We start from the raw sequence: 17,914 nt of genomic DNA on the forward strand, positions 1-17,914 counted from the left end.
CCTCCTCGTTCCGAGTGTGGTGCTGGGTGTGTCGCGATTGCCGGGCCGCGGCCGTTTCAGGGGGCGACGACGGGCGATGTGTCGTGGTCGCCGATGTCGCCGCCTCGTTCCTGGCGGGCGGGTCGCCGCCCGGTGAAGCCCCGCGCGTCAGCGATCGGGCCCGTGTCGGCGGGTCCTGCGGCACGTTCGGCGAAGACGTAGGCGGCGCGTTCCCTGGCTGTCGGGGAGAGCGCGACGAATGCCGAGGTGAGGAAGAGATACGAGCCGAGGCCTACGGCCAGGGGAAAGATGAACTGCATGGTGGTGGCGCCGGGCAATTCGTCGCCGGAGGGTACGACCTGCGCGGAGACCGCGAGCATTCCGGTGTAGTGCATGCTGCTGACCGCGGCGCCCATGACGAGGGAGGCCGACGCGACGGCCCGGGACGACTTGATGTTGAGTGCCGCCCACAGGGCCGCCGTCGCCGCAGCGACCGCGATGACGACGGAGAGTGCGACCCGCAGCGGGTTGTAGTGGATCGTGCCGTGCAGACGAAGTGCCGCCATGCCCAGGTAGTGCATGCTGGCGACGCCGATTCCGGTGGCGAGCCCTCCGAGCAGCAGCGCCCGCGTCCGGTCGCGGCTGTAGCCGACGGCGAAGACGCCGCCGCCGACCACCACCATGGCGCCGAGCAGGCTGAGCAGGGTCAGCGGCACGTCATAGCGGATGTCGGTGCCGTTCACGCCGAAACCGAGCATCGCGATGAAGTGCATGGTCCAGATGCCCGAACCGATGGCGGATGCGGCCGTGATCAGCCAGTTGCGGCGCGAACGGCCGGTCGTGTCGAGAGCGCGCACGGTGCAGCTCAGGCCGAGTGCCGCGCCGATGCATGCCATCACGTACGACAGCGCGGGTGTCAGCCAGCCGAAGGTGGCGTGGTCCAGGTGTCCCATGGATCGGGGACGCTAGCCGCGATGGGGGCGCGCGCCAGGGGCGCATTTCGAAAGCTGCCGGAATATGACAGAGAGAGGTTGCCGAACGATCGGCCAGTGCTCGAGCACGCACCCCATTTCCCGATGTTTCGCTCTGTTTCGCTCAATCGGCAACTACGCGATCATGTCTGTATGGCCGACGACCACACACACGTCCAGGAGTTCTTCACAGCGCGCGCAGCGGACTGGGACACCCGCTTCCCCGACGACGGGCCCGCCTACGACGCCGCCGTCGACTCCCTCGCACTGAGCCCGGGGGATGCGGTGCTCGACGCCGGCTGCGGCACGGGGCGGGCACTGCCCGCCCTGCGGGCGGCGGTCGGGACGCAGGGCACGGTCCTGGGCGTGGACCTCACGGCGGCGATGCTGGAGTCGGCGGTACGGGCGGGGCGCGACCGCGAGGGGACGCTGCTCCTCGCCGATGTCGCCCGTCTGCCCTTGAGGTCGCGGACGCTCGACGCGGTGTTCGCGGCCGGGCTGCTCTCCCATCTGTCGCACCCCGGTCCGGACCTGGCGGAGCTGGCACGAGTGGTGCGACCGGGCGGGCGGCTGTCGCTCTTCCACCCCATCGGGCGGGCCGCCCTCGCAGCACGCCACGGCCGCCGGATCACGGACGACGATCTGCGGGCCGAACACAACCTCCGCCCGTTGCTGGCGCGTTCGGGCTGGCGGCTCGATGCGTACACCGATGAGGACGACCGCTTCCTCGCCCTCGCCGCACGGACGTCCTGACCTGCCCGCCCCGTACCTTCGCGCTCACTCCACCGGCGCGTCGGAGCGCCGGTTGTGCGGGACCGGACAACCGCCGACGCCCGGGAGCGGGAACGTGCCCAGCCCGGAGACCTCGTAGCCGTCCGGGTAGCCCTTGATCTCCGGGTTCTGCCGGGCGTAGTGCGGGGTGGAACGCGGCGGCAGGAGTCGCACCGCGCGTGCCCTCAGCCGCAGAGCGCCATGAGTGAGGTTGCGGGCCGCAGAGCCGGGGCGTTCGTACCGGAACGCCCGCAGCAGGGAATCGTCGAGCAGCGCGAGGGCGACCTTCCGCGCGACGGGGGCCAAGGGGCGCGGGTACCAGGAGCCCATCAGGTCCAGGGTGGCGTCGGAGACGCGGCGCCCCCCTTCGTCCCAGCCGAAGTGTTCGGCCTCGTAGGTGTCGAGGGTGCGCTCGAAGTCCTCGTACGTCCGCGGCAGTTCCTTGATGCCCATGTGCGCGCCCAGGTTCCGGTAGTAGGCGGCGCACGCCCGCAGTTCGTGGTCGGAGAGCCGGCGCCAGCCGTAGTTGTCGAGCCAACGCTTCGGGGTGACGACGAAGGTGCACAGCACATAGCGCATGTCGTCATTGCTGATGTCGTAGCTGCGGTGCATCTGGTTGATCCGGCAGAGTGCCGTACGTCCCGAGTCGCTGTCGAAGCCGTGCTCCAGGACTGTGTCGAGGAGCAGTGCGGTGTCGTCGTAGCGCTTCTGTGAACGATCCGTCAGTTCGGCGGTCTGCGCGAGGAGTCGGCCGATGCTGGGTACGGCATAGGTGCGGTACAGGGCCAGTTCGAGCGCGCGGGTGATGTCCCAGGGAAACTCGTAGGTTGCCGTGATCCGGTAGATTCGAAGGAAGTCCTGCTCCGGATCGAGACGCTGAATCTCCTTCAGCCGGTCGTACCTCTTCACCGCGCTGCCCCCTCGTATCGGCCGAAGGTCCAACTCTACGTCGGCGGGGAATACCACAAGCAGGTACCAGCAAGTCACGCACTCACAGCTCCTCGGGAAGGCGGTCCCCATGATCGACATAATCGGCAGCCTGCGGAAGGTTGTCGCCTCCGACCGCAAGGCAGGCCAGTCCGCAGCACCCTCCAAAGAGGACCGGCGCAAGCAGCACAATCTCTTCGAGGCGGCCGCCACCTTTGTCTCGGCGTCGGTGGAGGAGGATCAGGCACGGCTCGACGAAGCGAGCGGTTGGGTGTCGCCCGAGGCGCTCTCCTTCGGCGTCAGCGAGCTGGCCTGCCGGGCCGTCATCGCACTGGCCCGCGAGCGCGGCGAGTCGCCGCAGACAGTGGCCCGTACCCTGCTCGGTCTCCCCGCCGAACGATGAGTGCCGTGCGCCGCACACGGAACTGACGTCTTCCCTTGTCAGGGCCTCGACGAGTGGGTTACTCACTCGTTAAGGTGCGCCGACGGACAACGACGAGGGACGAGGAGGGCGCCGTGGCCGCGCCGAACGACACGGTCGCCGACGACGACGCACTGTATGTGCTGACCGCGGTGCTGCTGACACCGGCGCAATTCCCGAGCGTCCTCGGTGACGACTACCCGGCCGCCTGTGCGGCACTCGCCCTCGAACCTTACGCCGAGGGATACGGGCTGGTCCTCGGCCAGGACGGCAGTGGCGCGCGGTGGACCGTCGTCGTCGAGGACGTGTCGCTGGTCGCCGTCGCGATCGCGGCCTGGGACTGCGGCATGGACTACGACCTCTCTCCCGACGACCGCTCGGTGGTCTGCGCACTGCCGGGCTGGCCCCTCCCGGTGGCGGTCGCCGCCCCGGGCGTGGCCGCGCCGCACGATCCGCTGCCGGACCCGGAGGCCGAGGGCACCGCTCCGGCGCCGCTGACACCGCCCGACACGGAATCGTGGGGACCGGCCCAGCGGCGCATGGGCGCGGACGAGATAGCGCATCAGTGGACCGCTTGGCGCGAGCAGATCGACGACGAGGCGGCCTTCATCACCCCGGCGGGCACGGACGCTGCCGGGAGCGATGCCGAGCCGGAAGACCTGCCAGGGGCCGAAGCCGTCGCCGAACCTGACCCTGAACCTGAATCCGACCGTGAACCTGAGGTAGAGGTTCACGTTGAGGTCGATGTCGAGACCGGGCCTGAAGCCATCCGCCAATCCGAAGCGGGCGACGCCGCCGCGAAGGAGTCCGGGGAGGAGTCCCTGACCGAGTCCGGGAACGAGTCCCCGGTCGACTCCGGGAACGACCGGTCCGACGCCACCACCGCGAACCCGGCCACGGACGCGCCTTCCGGAGTGCACCCCGGTGTACGGCGGGCTCTCGCGCAGGCACACGGCTACGTCGGCACCCCGCCGCCACCCGGCCGCGTCCGGTCCTCCTTCGCCACGGACGATGCCCGAATGCTGCGCGTCGACGGCCCCGGCTGGTCCCTGGTCGCCCGGACCGACGACATCGCGTTCATCCTGCTGGACGAGGAGCCGGGCGAGGTGCTGCCGGTCGGTCGCGGCACCGAACTGCCGGGCTTGCTGAAGGCTCTGGACGCGCTTGCGGTACGACCGGCAGCCTGACGCTCTCCCGGTTCGGCTCGGTGAACGAAAACGTCTCGTTTCCGCTCACCACCGCGGCTGTCCCGCTTAATACGGAGCCTTCCCTCTCAGCGGCCTATTTCCTTGCGGGTGATCCTGCGGAGCCTGCGTCGCTGACTGGGGTCCAGCAGCAGATACGCGATTGCCGGAACTCCGACCAGGACCAGCAACGACAGCCAGAAACCGATGAACGGCATCAGGATGACCGCTACGACCACTCCCCCGATGGCGATCTTCGCGCTGTTCGACATCGTCCACGCCTCCTTCGCGGCCCGAAGCCGCTTCTGCTGTGAGAACGCATGTGCGTGTCCATCGGTTCCAGCAGGCCGAGGACTCTCCTCAGGGCCGAGGAATCGCCCCAGGACCCGAGGCTCACCTCAGGGGTTCGCCGACCTCGTGCATGTGCTGGAGTGCCTGCCGGTAGGACTCGATCAGTCCGGTCTCCGCGTACGGCATCCCCAGTGCCTCGCAGTGGGCGCGCACCATGGGCTGCGCCAGGCGCAGGTGCGGGCGGGGCATGCTCGGGAAGAGGTGGTGCTCGATCTGGTAATTGAGCCCGCCGAGGAACCAGTCGGTGAGGATGCCGCCACGTACGTTCCGCGAGGTGAGGACCTGACGCTGGAGGTGGCCCCAGCGATCGCCGTCGGGGTCGGGCATCTCCATGCCCTTGTGGTTCGGCGCGAAGGCCATGCCCAGATGGAGCCCGAACAGCGCATGGTGCACCAGCGCGAAGACGATGGCCTTCCCCGGGGACAGGACGGTGAGCAGCAGCGTCGCGTAGAGGCCCAGGTGAGCGACGAGGAGCAGTCCCGAGAGAACTCGTTCCCGGGCGGGCTGCTGTCGCAGGTACTGGAAGCCGGAGACCTTCAGCGCGATGCCTTCCAGGAGCAGCATCGGGAAGAAGAGACGGGCCTGGTTACGGGTGAGCCAGCGGGCGAAGCCCTCACGCTGGGCCGCCTGCTTCTGGGTCCAGACGAGGGCACCGACACCGACGTCCGGGTCCTTGTCGATGTGGTTGGGGTTGGCGTGATGGCGGACGTGCTTGTCGTTCCACCATGCCTCGTTCATGCCGAGCAGCAGGTTGGCGTGCACGAAGCCGATGGCGCGGCCCGCCTTGCGGGCGCCGGTTATCTGGGCGTGCCCGGCATCGTGTCCGACGAACGCGGTGCGCGACCAGAAGATCGCCAGCGGAAGTGCGAGCAGCAGGGTCCACCAGGTGTTGCCGAGGAGGACCATGCCCGTGATCACGGCGCCCAGTGCGAGCAGGTTGATGGCGATTCCTGCGGCGTACCAACCGGTTCGCCGCTCCAGGAGGCCCTGCCCCTTCACGGCCCGCAGCAGGGGCGCGAAGTCGCTTCCCTGAGCCGGAGCGGTTCCGGTGCCGACGGCACCTGCCGCACTTCCCGCTCCCGCACTTCCCGCTGCGGCACCTCCCGTACCCTCACGGGCACCTTCCGCTGCGGTGGCTATGGCCTGGGGCATGACAACTCCGGTCTCTGGAAAGCTGCGCTGACCTGTAGAAACGTAAGGGGACCGCGTATGCGGCAACCATGGCACCAACACCCGGGCTCTCCGGGGGTATACCCCCTCCCCCGGTAGGGGTGCTGCCCACACCCAGGAGTGCAGCATGCCCTCCCGGCCGACAAATGATCAGGCATACCGGCGGATCCGGATGTGGCATGGATCACGGCGATTCGCCTCACGGCCAGGGACTTCCGTGGGGTACCCTCGGCGACCCGGCCCCCACTAGTCAAATTTGAGGAACTCGGCATCACTGTGCACAGACTCCCTGCGGCAACGCTCTCCGAGATCTCCGCACTCTCCGCCTGCTCCGTGGTCTTCCTGCCCGGGGATCCCTCCCGTACCGGCCGAGTCGCCTTCTGGCACCCGGACGGCAGCAGCCCGCCCGATGCTCCCGGACATGTGGAGGAGCTGGCCGTCGTCGGCACCGACGCGCGGGCGTACGCCGTACCGGCACGATTGCTTCCGGTCCGCGACGCGCTGCCTGTCCTGACGCGTGCGCGCGCCTCGGCGCATGCCTCCGACGCAGCCGCGTTCTGGGGTGCGGCCACCATTCTCGCTCTCCAACTCGCCGCCCGGGGCCTGCTGCTGCCGGGACTGAGCGCCACGGACCACGATGCCTGGCGGGCCGGTCCGCTGACCGCCGACGACCAGTCGCGGATCCGAACGCTCGCGGCCTCGATGCCGCCGCTGGCCCACGCGGTGCCACTCGACGGGTCCGCGCAGCCCGTTCTGCTTCCCGAGCCGGAGCGGCTGCTGCGCGCGTTCCTCGACGCGGTGGCGGACGGTCTGCCCCGCACCCCCGCTGCGGCGTTCGCCGGCGGCGGCCCGGCATTCACCGTCGATAAACCACAGCACCTGCCCGGCCATCGGGCCTGGGCCACCGATGTCGCGGCCGGGCACGACGCGGGCGTCCGGCTCTCGCTCCGGGTGGAGATGTCCGGGCTCACCGCGCCGGACGAGGACGACGGGCGGTCCGCCGGCCCCTCCTTCCGGGCCGTTCTGCAGATCCACAGTGTCAGTGATCCGACGCTGGTCGCCGATGCCGCCGAGGTCTGGGCGGGCGGCGCGCGCACTGCTGCGGCCTTCGGACCGCGCGCCCGGATGGATGTCCTGCTCGCGCTGCGCCGGGCCGCCCGCGCCTGGCCACCACTGTCGCCACTGCTGTCCGCCGCGGTGCCCGACTCCGTGGAGCCGGCCGACGACGAGCTCGCCGAACTCCTCGGCTCCGCCGGACGGGCACTGGCCGCGACCGGGGTCCAGGTGCACTGGCCCAAGGAGCTGGCCCGCAAGCTCACCGCACGCGCCGTGATCGGGCCGCCCGACGACGAGGGGAACGAGGAGCGCGAGGGGGTCGCACGCACCGGTTCCGAGGCTCCTCCGCTCCTGTCGGCCGGCGCGCTGCTGACGTTCAACTGGTGGTTCGCGCTGGGTGATCAGAAGCTCAGCCGTGCCGAGCTGGACCGCCTGGCCGAGGCCAACCGGCCGGTGGTGCGACTGCGGGACCAGTGGGTGCTGATCGACCCCGAGGAGGCCCGGCGAGCCCGCGAGACCCAGGACCGCAAGGTCACGCCGATCGATGCGCTGGGTGCGGTCCTGACCGGTTCCACCGAGGTCGACGGGCAGCGGGTCGAGGTCCGGGCCACCGGCTGGCTGGAGCAGTTGCGCCGCCGGGTGGCCGACCCGGAGGCGGCCGGACAGCAGGGCGAGCCACAGCCGGTCGGCCCGCCCGAGGCCCTCGCCGCCACGTTGCGCGACTATCAGCTGAGGGGTCTGAACTGGCTGCACACCATGACCTCGCTCGGTCTCGGCGGCTGCCTCGCCGACGACATGGGTCTCGGCAAGACCATCACGCTCATCGCTCTGCATCTGCACCGCCGGAGCATCGAATCGGCCGCCGGCCCGACGCTGGTGGTCTGCCCGACGTCGCTCATGGGGAACTGGCAGCGGGAGATCGAGAAGTTCGCGCCGGGTACACCGGTACGCCGCTTCCACGGCGGCTCACGCAGCCTTGCCGACCTGTCGGACGGCGAGTTCGTCCTCACCACGTACGGCACCATGCGGCTGGACGCGGCGAAGCTCGCGGAGATCCGGTGGGGCATGGTGGTCGCCGACGAGGCGCAGCACGTGAAGAACCCGTACTCGGCGACGGCCAAGCAGCTGCGGACGATCGGCTCGCAGGCCCGGGTGGCGCTCACCGGTACTCCGGTGGAGAACAACCTCTCCGAGCTGTGGGCGATCCTCGACTGGACGACGCCCGGTCTGCTGGGGCGGCTCGGCACCTTCCGTACCCGGTACGCACGGACCGCGGAGGGCGGTGACCCGGCGGCTGCCGAGCGGCTCGCCGCGCTGGTGCGTCCGTTCCTGCTGCGACGTCGCAAATCCGATCCGGGCATCGCGCCGGAACTGCCGCCGAAGACCGAGACGGACCGCACGGTGTCGCTGACGTCGGAACAGACGGGTCTGTACGAAGCGGTGGTGCGCGAGACGCTGGCCGCGATCTCCGGCGCCGACGGCTTCGCCCGACGCGGTCTCGTCGTCAAGCTGCTGACGGCGCTGAAACAGATCTGCAACCACCCGGCGCAGTACCTGAAGGAGAACGAGCCGCGGATCGCGGACCGTTCGGGAAAGGTGGAGCTGCTGGACGAGCTGCTCGACACGATCCTGGCGGAGGATGCGAGCGTGCTCGTGTTCACCCAGTACGTGCAGATGGCCCGGCTGCTCGAACGGCATCTGGCAGCGCGCGAGGTGCGTACGCAGTTCCTGCACGGCGGTACGCCCGTCGCGGAGCGCGAGGCCATGGTCGACCGCTTCCAGGCGGGCGAGGCCCAGGTCTTCCTGCTGTCGTTGAAGGCGGCCGGTACCGGTCTCAACCTCACCCGGGCCGGTCATGTCGTGCACTTCGACCGCTGGTGGAACCCGGCGGTCGAGGCGCAGGCCACCGACCGCGCGTACCGGATCGGCCAGACCCAGCCGGTGCAGGTGCACCGGCTGATCGCCGAGGGCACCATCGAGGACCGGATCGCCGACATGCTGGCCCGCAAGCAGGGCCTCGCGGACGCGGTGCTCGGCTCCGGCGAGGCGGCGCTGACGGAACTGAGCGATGCGGAACTGGCCGATCTGGTGGAGCTGCGAGGGGGCACGCGATGAGCGACGGACACGACGGCGACCGCTACGACGGCGGCGAGTACGAGAGCGACGGCAGAGACACCCCTGCCCCGGGACAGGAGCGGACCTTCGCCGCGATGCCGCCCGCACACGGCCGCGGCTTCGCTCGATCCTGGTGGGGCCAGGCATGGCTGAAGGCCCTGGAGGACACCGCGCTGGACGGCAAGCAGCTCAAGAAGGGGCGCAGGTTCGCCCGCGAGGGCCGGGTCGGTGCGGTCTCCGTGCGGCCCGGCCGCATCACCGCGGTGGTCCGGGACGGGGACTCGTTCACGTACCGCAGCGATGTGCTGCTCCAGGAGCTGAGCAAGGCCGAGTGGGAACGGTTCCTCGGCATGGCTGTCGAACGGGCCGGGCACATCGCGGCACTGCTGGACCGGGAGATGCCGCCGCACCTGGTGGAGGACGCGGCGGCGGCCGGGGTGGAGCTGCTGCCCGGGATCGGCGATCTGGACCCGGAGTGCACCTGTGACGCATGGGACCACTGCCCGCACACCGCTGCCCTGTGCTACCAGGTGGCGCGGCTGCTGGACCAGGACCCGTTCGTGCTGCTGCTGATGCGGGGGCGCGGTGAGCGGCGGCTCCTGGACGAACTGCAGGTCCGCATCGCGGCCCGCGCCGAGGGGCACGGGCCGTCCGGCCCGGCCGAACCCGCCGACGGGTCCGCGGCTGCGGCAGGAAAGGCCGACGACCTGGGCGTACGGGCGGACGAGGCGTTCGCGGCCCGGGACATCCTGCCCCCGTTGCCCGCTTCTCCGCCGCTGCCTGCGGAGCCCGGCCCGGCGCCGTCGCTGGAGACGGAGACCGAACCGCAGGCCGGCGTCGATCCGGCGGCGTTGGAGTTGCTGGCGACGGACGGTGCGGCGCGCGCCCACCGGATGCTGTCCGAGGCTCTCTCCCCCGGCCACGAACGGCAGCCGCTGCCGGCCGGGCTGACACCGCAGCAGGATGCCGTACGGCTGGTCGCGGAAGCCCGGCCCGAGCCCTGGATCGCGAAGCGGCTGGCCACCGGTTCGGGGCGGCGACAGGCCGAGCTCGATGCGGCGGTGCGGGCGTGGCGGTACGGCGGGGCGGCCGCGCTCACCGTGCTCGAAGAGGAGTGGACGCCCGGTCCGGAGGCCCTGGCCAGGGCACGGGCCCGGCTCGCCGAGGCGTGGGAGGAGGGCGAGCGGCCCCGGCTGCGGTCGGCGGGCAATCGCTGGACCGCGGTGGACGGTGGTGTGCAGCTCCGCTACGGGCGGGACGGGCGCTGGTGGCCGTACCGCAAGGAGGGCGGGCACTGGGTCCCGGCGGGTCCGGCGGACGACGATCCGGCGGCCGCGCTGGGTGGCTCGGGCGTGGCGGACGACTGAGGGCCTCGTTCGTACGCCCCCGGCCGATCGACGACGGACGGGCGGGGGCGACCAGTGCCTCCCGCCCGCGCCCGTCGTCGTGTTCTGTCCGTGCGTTCAACTGGATGTCACCGTGCGTTGATGGCGAGGACGGAACCTGACGGCCGTCAGAGCTGTTCGTGCCCCAGGAGGCCCCATGTCCGCGCGTGTTGTCCGTCGTTCCCTTGCCGTCGGCCTGCCGCTCGCTCTGCTCGGTACGGTGATCGCGGCCGGAACGGCAACCGGCGCGCAGGACCGGCACGAACGTCCGGAGCGTACGGCGCGGGTCACCGGGACCGCCGTGCTCGGCGACATCCCGCTGGCCGGCTTCAGCAACGGGCTGCTGCCGGGTACGGTCTCGGACGACCGCGGGGTGGAGCTCGGCGGCATCGGCAGCGACATCTATCCCGCGGGCCGCCGCGGCGAGTTCTGGACGGTCACCGACCGCGGACCCAACGGGCAGATCAAGATCGACGGGAAGAAGCGGCGCACCTTCCCCGTCCCCGGCTTCGACCCGGCGATCGTCAAGGTACGGGTCAGCGGGAAGCACATCCGGGTGCTGAAGGCCATTCCGATCACCACCCGGTCCGGCGCCGCGGTCACCGGCCTGCCGAACCAGCGGGACCGCGACGAGGCCCCCTACACGTACGACGCGAAGACGCCGCTCGGCTACGACCCGAACGGTCTGGACACCGAAGGCATCGTCCGTGCCGCCGACGGCAGCTTCTGGCTCGTCGACGAGTACGGCCCCTCCCTGGTGCATGTCTCCGCCCGCGGCCGGGTACTGACCCGCTACGTGCCGCAGGGTCTCGGACTGACGGGCGCCGACTATCCGGTGGTGGAGGCGCTGCCGGGCGTACTCCTGCACCGCAAGATCAACCGTGGTTTCGAGGGGCTGGCCCTCCTCCCGGGCGGTGATCTGGTGCTCGCCGTGCAGAGTCCGCTCTCGCTGCCGGACCAGGACGCGGGCGAGTCCTCGCGCAATGTGCGGCTCCTGCGCTTCTCGACGAAGAAGAGCGCGGTCACCGCGGAGTACGCCTACCGGTTCGACGCGGTGGATGTCGTGGACCCGGGCGAGGACGACACCTCCGAGCTGAAGATCTCCTCGGTCGTCGCGATCGGCCGGCACGAGCTGCTGGTCGAGGAGCGCACGGACAAAGCGGCCAGGCTGCACCGGGTGACGCTCCCGCACGGCTCCGGCATCCTGGGCTCCGCCTGGGACGACCCGGCGACGTCTCCCTCGTACGAGGAACTCACCGACCCCTCGGCGTCGGGCGTACCGGTGCTCCGCAAGAGCCTGGTGGTCGACCTGGGCAAAGTCGCGGGCGTGCCCGGGAAGATCGAAGGGGTGGCGGTGACGGGCCGGGACACGCTCGCTCTCATCAACGACAACGACTTCGGGATGACTGACGGCGCCGAGGCATTCGACGCGAACGGCCGCCTGGTCGACAGCGGCATCGAGACGTCGGTGACGCAGCTGAAGCTGCCTCGCCCGCTGCGCGGCTGATCCACGGGCGTCGTTCAGCATCCCGGTCCTCAGCGGCGAGTGCCCGCCGAGGGCCGGGATCGCCAACTCACCTGATCCGTATAGCACTTCGCCGTCCACGCACGCGGCCCACCGGGGCCGTTGAGCCCAACTGCCCGCCCCCGTACCGACGTCGCCGTACATTCCGGCGTACACCCGTTCCCACGGAGTCGATTTCGGCCCCTGCCGTCTTCCGCCACCCGCGCGGCGCCCGTACGGTAGGGCGCGCGAGACACTCGGCCGCACATCGGACAACACCTTCCGGTCATCGGACGCCAAGGGAGCCACGGGATGGCGGGGGAATCGAGCAGCGGACTGTTACGCGATGCCATCGGGCTGCGCGAGGTGCTCGTCTTCGCCGTGCTGCTCATCGGGCAGGCCGGTTCCGACAACACCCTTTCGGTGTTCGGTACTTCGCACACCGCCGAGGAATTCGACGGCATAAGCGGGATCTTCGCAGGCTCCGTCTACACCGTGCTCGCCTTCGCGGGCTTCGAGGCCGCGGCGCCGCTCGCCGAGGAGACCGGGAACCCGCGGCGCACGATGCGGCGCGCGGTGCTCGGCGCGGCGCTCTCCATCGGCCTGGTGTACGTGCTGACCACCTATGCGATGTCGGTGTACTTCGGGCCCGACAGGTTCGCCGGCTTCGGTGGATCGGGGGCGGCCTCCTGGGAAGGTGTGGCCCGCGCCTCGTTCGGGCTGTTCTGGGTGCTGCTCTTCCTCGCCGTGGTCAACTCGACCGTGGCGAACGCCAACGCGTGTGCCAATGTGTCGACCCGAACAGCGTTCGCCCTCGGCCGCATCGGTGTGTTCCCGCAGGCCTTCGCGAGGCTCCACCCGCGGCGCCGCTCCCCCGTCACCGGCGTGGCCGTGCAGTTCGTGATCGCGGTCGGCGCGGCACTCGGGCTGGGTTTCGCCTATGACCCGGTGACCGCGTTCGTACTGCTGGCCACCGTGATCGTCACGGTGATCATCGGCGTGTACATCATCGTGAATCTGTCCTGTGCCGGTTACTTCCTGCGACGGCGTCGCGACGCCTTCAACCCTGTACTCCATCTCCTGTTCCCGGTGCTGGGCATCGCGGCTTTCGTCCCCGCGCTGCTGACGGCCGCCGGAATCCCGGCTTTCGGCTTCGTCTCCGAACTCAGCGCACCCGTCTCGTACGCCGGTCCGGTCGTCGGTGTCTGGATGCTGATCGGGATCGTTGTGCTGGCGGTGCTGCTGCGCAGGCATCCGGAGCGGGTGGCACAGACCGGACGGATCCATCTTGACGACACCCCGGCGCCGGCCGGGGAAGCAGAGACAGGAGCAGTACAGCCATGAGCGACCCCCGCATCCTGACCGTCCGCCCCAAGGAGGGTGAGTACGCCTGGACCTTCGGCGGAGCGGCTCCGGTCGCCCGTATCGAGCCGGGGACGTTCCTCGACGTGTACACGGAGGACTGCTTCGCCGGGCGGGTCCGCTCCGAGAAGGACCTGGTCTCCGAAGTCTGCGAGTTCCCCTTCCTCAACCCGCAGACCGGCCCCTTCCACGTGGTGGGTGCGGAGCCCGGCGACACCGTCGCGGTGCATTTCGTCTCCGTCGAACCGGCCAGGGACTGGGCCGCGTCGACGACCGTGCCGCTCTTCGGCGCGCTCACCTCCACCCATGCCACCGCGTCGTTGCAGGCTCCGCTGCCCGAGGTGGTGTGGATGTGGCAGCTCGACCGGGCGCGCCGCACCTGTCTGTTCAGTGCCCGGGACAGCGACATCCAGGTGGAACTGCCGATGGATCCGATGCACGGCACGGTCGGGGTGGCACCGGCGAATCTGGAGGTACGGTCCGCGCTGGTGCCCGACGCACACGGCGGGAACATGGACACGCCCGAGATGCGGGCGGGTGTCACCTGCTACCTGGGCGTCAATGTCGAGGGTGCGCTGCTCAGTCTGGGGGACGGCCATGCCCGCCAGGGCGAGGGCGAGACCTGCGGAGTCGCCGTGGAGTGCGCGATGAACACGGTGGTGCTCGTCGAGCTGCTGAAGGGCGTCACCACTCCGTGGCCGCGCATCGAGTCCGACACCCATCTGATGTCGACCGGCTCCGCGCGCCCGCTCGAAGACGCCTTCCGGATCTCCCAGCTGGACCTGGTGCAGTGGCTCGCACGCGACTACGGCCTGTCCGAGCTCGACGCCTATCAGCTGGTCAGCCAGGCCGGTGAGGCTCCGCTGGCCAATGTGTGCGACACCAACTACACCTGTGTGGCGAAGATCCGCAAGGAGTGGCTGCCCGCAGGCGACCCCCATCGCGGGCTCCACCGCCACCTGCGGGAGACTGCGACGCTGCTGTCCAGCCCCTGACCCATCGCTTCCATCCGCGTCCCCAACCCCCTCCCCCACAGGAGTGTTCATGCACCGCAGAAGGATTCTCCAAGGCGTCGCCGCGACGGCGGCCGCCGCCCTGATCCCGGCCTCCACCCGCGCCATGGCCGCCACGACCGCGGGCGACACGGACTATCCGCTCGCCCACTGGACGCCCGCCTCCACTTCCAACTACACGGCTTCGAGCCGCCCTTCGGCCTATCCGGTGCAGTACGTGATCATCCATGTCACCCAGGAGACGTATCCGAATACGATCGGGATCTTCCAGAATCCGGCGAAGCAGGTCTCCGCGCACTATGTGGTGCGTTCGGCGGACGGCTATGTCGCCCAGTGCGTCCGGGAGAAGAACATCGCCTGGCATGCGGGCAATTGGGACTACAACACGCGCAGCATCGGCATCGAGCACGAGGGCTGGGTGGACAAGCCCTCCTACTTCACCGACGCGATGTACGAGAAGTCGGCGCTGCTGACCGCTTCGGTGTGCGACCGGTACAACATCCCGAAGGACCGCGCGCACATCCTCGCCCACGCCCAGGTCCCCGGGACCGACCACACCGATCCCGGCCCGAACTGGGACTGGGTGCGCTACATCCGCCTCGTCAATCTGTACTCGGCGGGCTGAGGCGGGCTGACACACCTTCGCCACCCGGGGCCGATTACCCCGCGCGCCGCAGTTGTCGCAGCGGCCCGCTGCGACGACGATGGGGTGTGCACGAAGCCCCTGGACGGGAGGGTGAGTTGACGGATCCCTGGGTGGCGCTGGCAGCCGATACGGACCCCGGTGCACGGATCGGCCAACTGCGCCGCGCACACGAGGTGTTCACCACGGCGGGCCGGCTGGAGCGGCCGGTACGGGCGGTCGTCGGTGAGTCCTGGCGGCGCTCGGCGCGGGCCAGGGTCAGCCCGGACGGTGCGGCCCTGGTCGAGCTGGGCTCGGACGACCTCGGCCCGTACCGGGACGGGCATCCCCTGGCCCCCGCCATGCCGGTGATCCGTGAGCTGATGGGCGCCTACGCGACGGACGGGGAGCATCTCCTCGCGGTGTGCGACGCGCACGGCAGACTGCTGTGGGTCGAAGGCCCCGCGGTGACCCGCCGGGCCGCCGGCCGGATGAACTTCGTGGAGGGTGCCCGCTGGGCCGAGTCGGCGGCCGGGACGAACGCGCCGGGTACGGCCATCGCCGTGGACCGCCCGGTGCAGGTCTTCGCCGCCGAGCACTTCCTGCGGCCGGTCCAGCAGTGGACCTGCGCGGCGGCCCCGCTGCACGACCCGCACACCGGACGGGTCCTGGGTGCCGTGGACATCACCGGCGGGGACCGGCTCGCGCATCCGCACAGCCTGGCGTTCGTGCAGGCGGTGGCGCGCGCCGCCGAGTCGCAGCTCGCGCTGCTGGCCCCCTCGCCGGCCGGTGAGACCGTTCGGCTCAGCGCGCTCGGCAGGGACGAGGCGCTGCTGGTGGCCGGAGGCCGCAGGATCCGGCTCAGCAGGCGGCACAGCGAGATCCTGGCGACGCTGGCCCGCCGTCCCGAGGGCCTCGGCGGCGACGAACTCCTCGTCGAGCTGTACGAGGACGAGTCGGTGACCCCGGTTACCTTGCGGGCCGAACTCTCCAGGCTGCGGCGACTGCTCGGTCCGGAACTGCTCCTCTCGCGCCCCTACCGGCTCTCCGCCCCGGTCGACGCCGATTTCGACACGGTGGCGCGCAGACTGGCGTCGGGCGCGGTGGCCGCTGCGCTCGGGGCCTACGCGGGCCCGTTGCTGCCGGGCTCGCAGGCACCCTCCGTCATCCGGCTGCGGCGGCGGCTCGAGGAGCAGCTGCGGGCGGCACTCATCGCACGCGGCGACCCGGGGCTGCTGGCCGACTGGGCGTACAGCCCTTGGGGCGAGGACGACCTCCCGGTCTGGGAGGCACTCGCCGCGGCCGTTCCCGCCGGGCAGCGCCCGGCACTGCTCGCCAGGGCCCGGGCGCTGAACGCCGAGCAGGGGTAGCCGCTCCCCCGCGACCCGTGCAACGGGGTTGCAACGTACCGCTGCCTACCCTCGCGCCGAGGGCCGTCCAATGGCGGGCGGCACCGGATCCGGGAGGCCACAGAGATGACCCGTTACGCCGCGCCGGGCGCCGAGGGCGCCATCGTCTCGTACGAGTCCCGCTACGACCACTGGATCGGCGGCGCGTACGTTCCGCCCGCCCGTGGTCAGTACTTCGAGAACCCCAGCCCCGTCAACGGCCGCCCCTTCACCGAGATCGCCCGCGGTACGGCCGAGGACGTCGAGCTCGCCCTGGACGCGGCACACGCCGCGGCGCCCGCCTGGGGAGCCACGGCGGCGGGCGACCGCGCGGGGCTCCTCAACAGGATCGCCGACCGGATGGAGGCCCATCTGGAGGAGCTCGCGGTCGCCGAGAGCTGGGACAACGGCAAGCCGGTGCGCGAGACCCTGGCGGCCGACATTCCGCTGGCCATCGACCACTTCCGCTACTTCGCCGGTGCGTTGCGCGCGCAGGAGGGCTCGCTCAGCGAGATCGACGACGACACGGTCGCGTACCACTTCCATGAGCCGCTCGGCGTCGTCGCGCAGATCATCCCGTGGAACTTCCCGATCCTGATGGCCACGTGGAAGCTGGCGCCGGCGCTCGCGGCGGGCAACGCGGTGGTCCTCAAGCCGGCCGAACAGACCCCGGCCTCCATCCACGTGTGGCTGAAACTGGTGGCCGATCTGCTGCCGCCGGGCGTCGTCAACATTGTGAACGGCTTCGGAACGGAGGCCGGCAAACCCCTCGCCTCCAGCCCGCGCGTCGCGAAGGTCGCCTTCACCGGTGAGACGACGACGGGGCGGCTGATCATGCAGTACGCCTCCGAGAACCTCAAGCCGGTGACCCTGGAACTCGGCGGCAAGTCGCCCAACATCTTCTTCGACGACGTGTGGAACGCGGACGACGACTTCCGCGACAAGGCCCTTGAAGGCTTCACCATGTTCGCCCTCAATCAGGGCGAGGTCTGTACCTGTCCGTCGCGCGCACTGATCCAGCGCGGGGTGTACGGCGAATTCCTGGAAGCGGGTATCGCCCGCACCGAACGGATCGTGCCCGGTCACCCGCTGGACACGGACACGATGATCGGCGCACAGGCCTCCGACGAACAGCTGAAGAAAATCCTTTCATACCTGGACATCGGCCGGCGGGAGGGCGCGAAGGTCCTCACGGGTGGTGAGCGGATCGAGTACGACGGGGAACTGGCGGGCGGCTTCTACGTCCAGCCCACCATCTTCGAGGGTGACAACCGGATGCGGGTCTTCCAGGAGGAGATCTTCGGCCCGGTCGTGGCGGTCACGTCCTTCTCCGACTTCGACGACGCGATCGGGACCGCGAACGACACGCTGTACGGCCTCGGGGCCGGCGTATGGACTCGCGACATGAACACCGCGTACCGGGCGGGCCGCGCCATCCAGGCGGGCCGGGTCTGGACGAACTGCTACCACGCGTACCCGGCACACGCGGCGTTCGGCGGCTACAAGCAGTCCGGGATCGGCCGCGAGAACCACAAGATGATGCTGGAGCACTACCAGCAGACGAAGAACCTCCTGGTGTCCTATTCGCCGAAGAAGCTCGGCTTCTTCTAGACGCAGAAAAAAGGGCGCCTGACCAGGCAAGATACCCGTCAGGCGCCCTCCACGGCGCACGACCAAACGGTAAGGCGATACACG

15 protein-coding genes are annotated in these 17,914 nt (G+C 70.3%); 11 read left to right on the top strand and 4 right to left on the bottom strand.

Annotation, left to right across the window (positions count from 1 at the left end; translation table 11 throughout):
- Nucleotides 1-56 precede the first annotated feature (56 nt).
- Nucleotides 57-932: an MHYT domain-containing protein gene (locus OG978_RS02630; RefSeq protein ID WP_326763617.1), complete on the bottom strand. Its 876-nt coding sequence runs from the start codon at nt 930-932 to the stop codon at nt 57-59.
- A 171-nt stretch (nt 933-1,103) separates the two neighbouring features.
- On the opposite strand from OG978_RS02630, the gene OG978_RS02635 reads away from it, so the two are divergent.
- On the top strand, nt 1,104-1,703 hold the full coding sequence (locus OG978_RS02635; protein ID WP_326763618.1) for a class I SAM-dependent methyltransferase: 600 nt from the start codon (nt 1,104-1,106) through the stop codon (nt 1,701-1,703).
- Between the two features lie 24 nt (nt 1,704-1,727).
- Here OG978_RS02635 and OG978_RS02640 read toward each other — a convergent pair whose 3' ends face one another.
- The gene (locus tag OG978_RS02640) at nt 1,728-2,630 is read right to left on the bottom strand and encodes an oxygenase MpaB family protein (protein WP_326763619.1); all 903 of its coding nucleotides are present in this window, start codon (nt 2,628-2,630) and stop codon (nt 1,728-1,730) included.
- Between the two features lie 109 nt (nt 2,631-2,739).
- Here OG978_RS02640 and OG978_RS02645 point away from each other — a divergent pair, with 109 nt between their 5' ends.
- Complete coding sequence (locus OG978_RS02645; RefSeq protein ID WP_326763620.1) at nt 2,740-3,051, top strand: hypothetical protein; 312 nt, start codon at nt 2,740-2,742, stop codon at nt 3,049-3,051.
- A 113-nt stretch (nt 3,052-3,164) separates the two neighbouring features.
- On the top strand, nt 3,165-4,256 hold the full coding sequence (locus OG978_RS02650) for a hypothetical protein (RefSeq protein ID WP_326763621.1): 1,092 nt from the start codon (nt 3,165-3,167) through the stop codon (nt 4,254-4,256).
- 86 nt (nt 4,257-4,342) lie between these two features.
- Here the strand turns inward: OG978_RS02650 and OG978_RS02655 are convergent, their stop codons facing one another.
- Together OG978_RS02655 and OG978_RS02660 are read right to left on the bottom strand one after the other, a co-directional pair.
- Complete coding sequence (locus OG978_RS02655) at nt 4,343-4,525, bottom strand: hypothetical protein (RefSeq protein ID WP_326763622.1); 183 nt, start codon at nt 4,523-4,525, stop codon at nt 4,343-4,345.
- A 121-nt stretch (nt 4,526-4,646) separates the two neighbouring features.
- Nucleotides 4,647-5,756, bottom strand: coding sequence for a fatty acid desaturase family protein (locus OG978_RS02660; RefSeq protein WP_326763623.1), 1,110 nt, complete (start codon nt 5,754-5,756; stop codon nt 4,647-4,649).
- A 294-nt stretch (nt 5,757-6,050) separates the two neighbouring features.
- On the opposite strand from OG978_RS02660, the gene OG978_RS02665 reads away from it, so the two are divergent.
- The 8 genes from OG978_RS02665 to exaC all read left to right on the top strand — a co-directional run bounded on the left by OG978_RS02665 (nt 6,051) and on the right by exaC (nt 17,830).
- The gene (locus OG978_RS02665) at nt 6,051-8,945 is read left to right on the top strand and encodes a DEAD/DEAH box helicase (protein WP_326763624.1); all 2,895 of its coding nucleotides are present in this window, start codon (nt 6,051-6,053) and stop codon (nt 8,943-8,945) included.
- Nucleotides 8,942-10,312, top strand: coding sequence for an SWIM zinc finger family protein (locus OG978_RS02670; RefSeq protein WP_326763625.1), 1,371 nt, complete (start codon nt 8,942-8,944; stop codon nt 10,310-10,312). Before OG978_RS02665 ends, OG978_RS02670 begins: the two co-directional genes overlap by 4 nt.
- 175 nt (nt 10,313-10,487) lie before the next feature.
- On the top strand, nt 10,488-11,837 hold the full coding sequence (locus OG978_RS02675; protein WP_326763626.1) for an esterase-like activity of phytase family protein: 1,350 nt from the start codon (nt 10,488-10,490) through the stop codon (nt 11,835-11,837).
- A 309-nt stretch (nt 11,838-12,146) separates the two neighbouring features.
- Nucleotides 12,147-13,178: an APC family permease gene (locus OG978_RS02680; protein ID WP_326763627.1), complete on the top strand. Its 1,032-nt coding sequence runs from the start codon at nt 12,147-12,149 to the stop codon at nt 13,176-13,178.
- Nucleotides 13,175-14,191, top strand: coding sequence for an acetamidase/formamidase family protein (locus tag OG978_RS02685; protein ID WP_326763628.1), 1,017 nt, complete (start codon nt 13,175-13,177; stop codon nt 14,189-14,191). The genes OG978_RS02680 and OG978_RS02685 overlap by 4 nt, the downstream gene beginning before the upstream one ends.
- A 49-nt stretch (nt 14,192-14,240) precedes the next feature.
- A complete protein-coding gene (locus tag OG978_RS02690) occupies nt 14,241-14,834 on the top strand; it encodes an N-acetylmuramoyl-L-alanine amidase (RefSeq protein ID WP_326763629.1) in 594 nt (197 codons plus the stop codon).
- Between the two features lie 116 nt (nt 14,835-14,950).
- Entirely contained in the window at nt 14,951-16,201 is a 1,251-nt protein-coding gene (locus tag OG978_RS02695; protein WP_326763630.1) for a GAF domain-containing protein, read from the top strand.
- Between the two features lie 105 nt (nt 16,202-16,306).
- The gene (gene exaC, locus OG978_RS02700; protein ID WP_326763631.1) at nt 16,307-17,830 is read left to right on the top strand and encodes an acetaldehyde dehydrogenase ExaC; all 1,524 of its coding nucleotides are present in this window, start codon (nt 16,307-16,309) and stop codon (nt 17,828-17,830) included.
- Nucleotides 17,831-17,914: the final 84 nt, after the last annotated feature.

Source organism: Streptomyces sp. NBC_01591, from assembly GCF_035918155.1.
GTDB lineage: Bacteria > Actinomycetota > Actinomycetes > Streptomycetales > Streptomycetaceae > Streptomyces.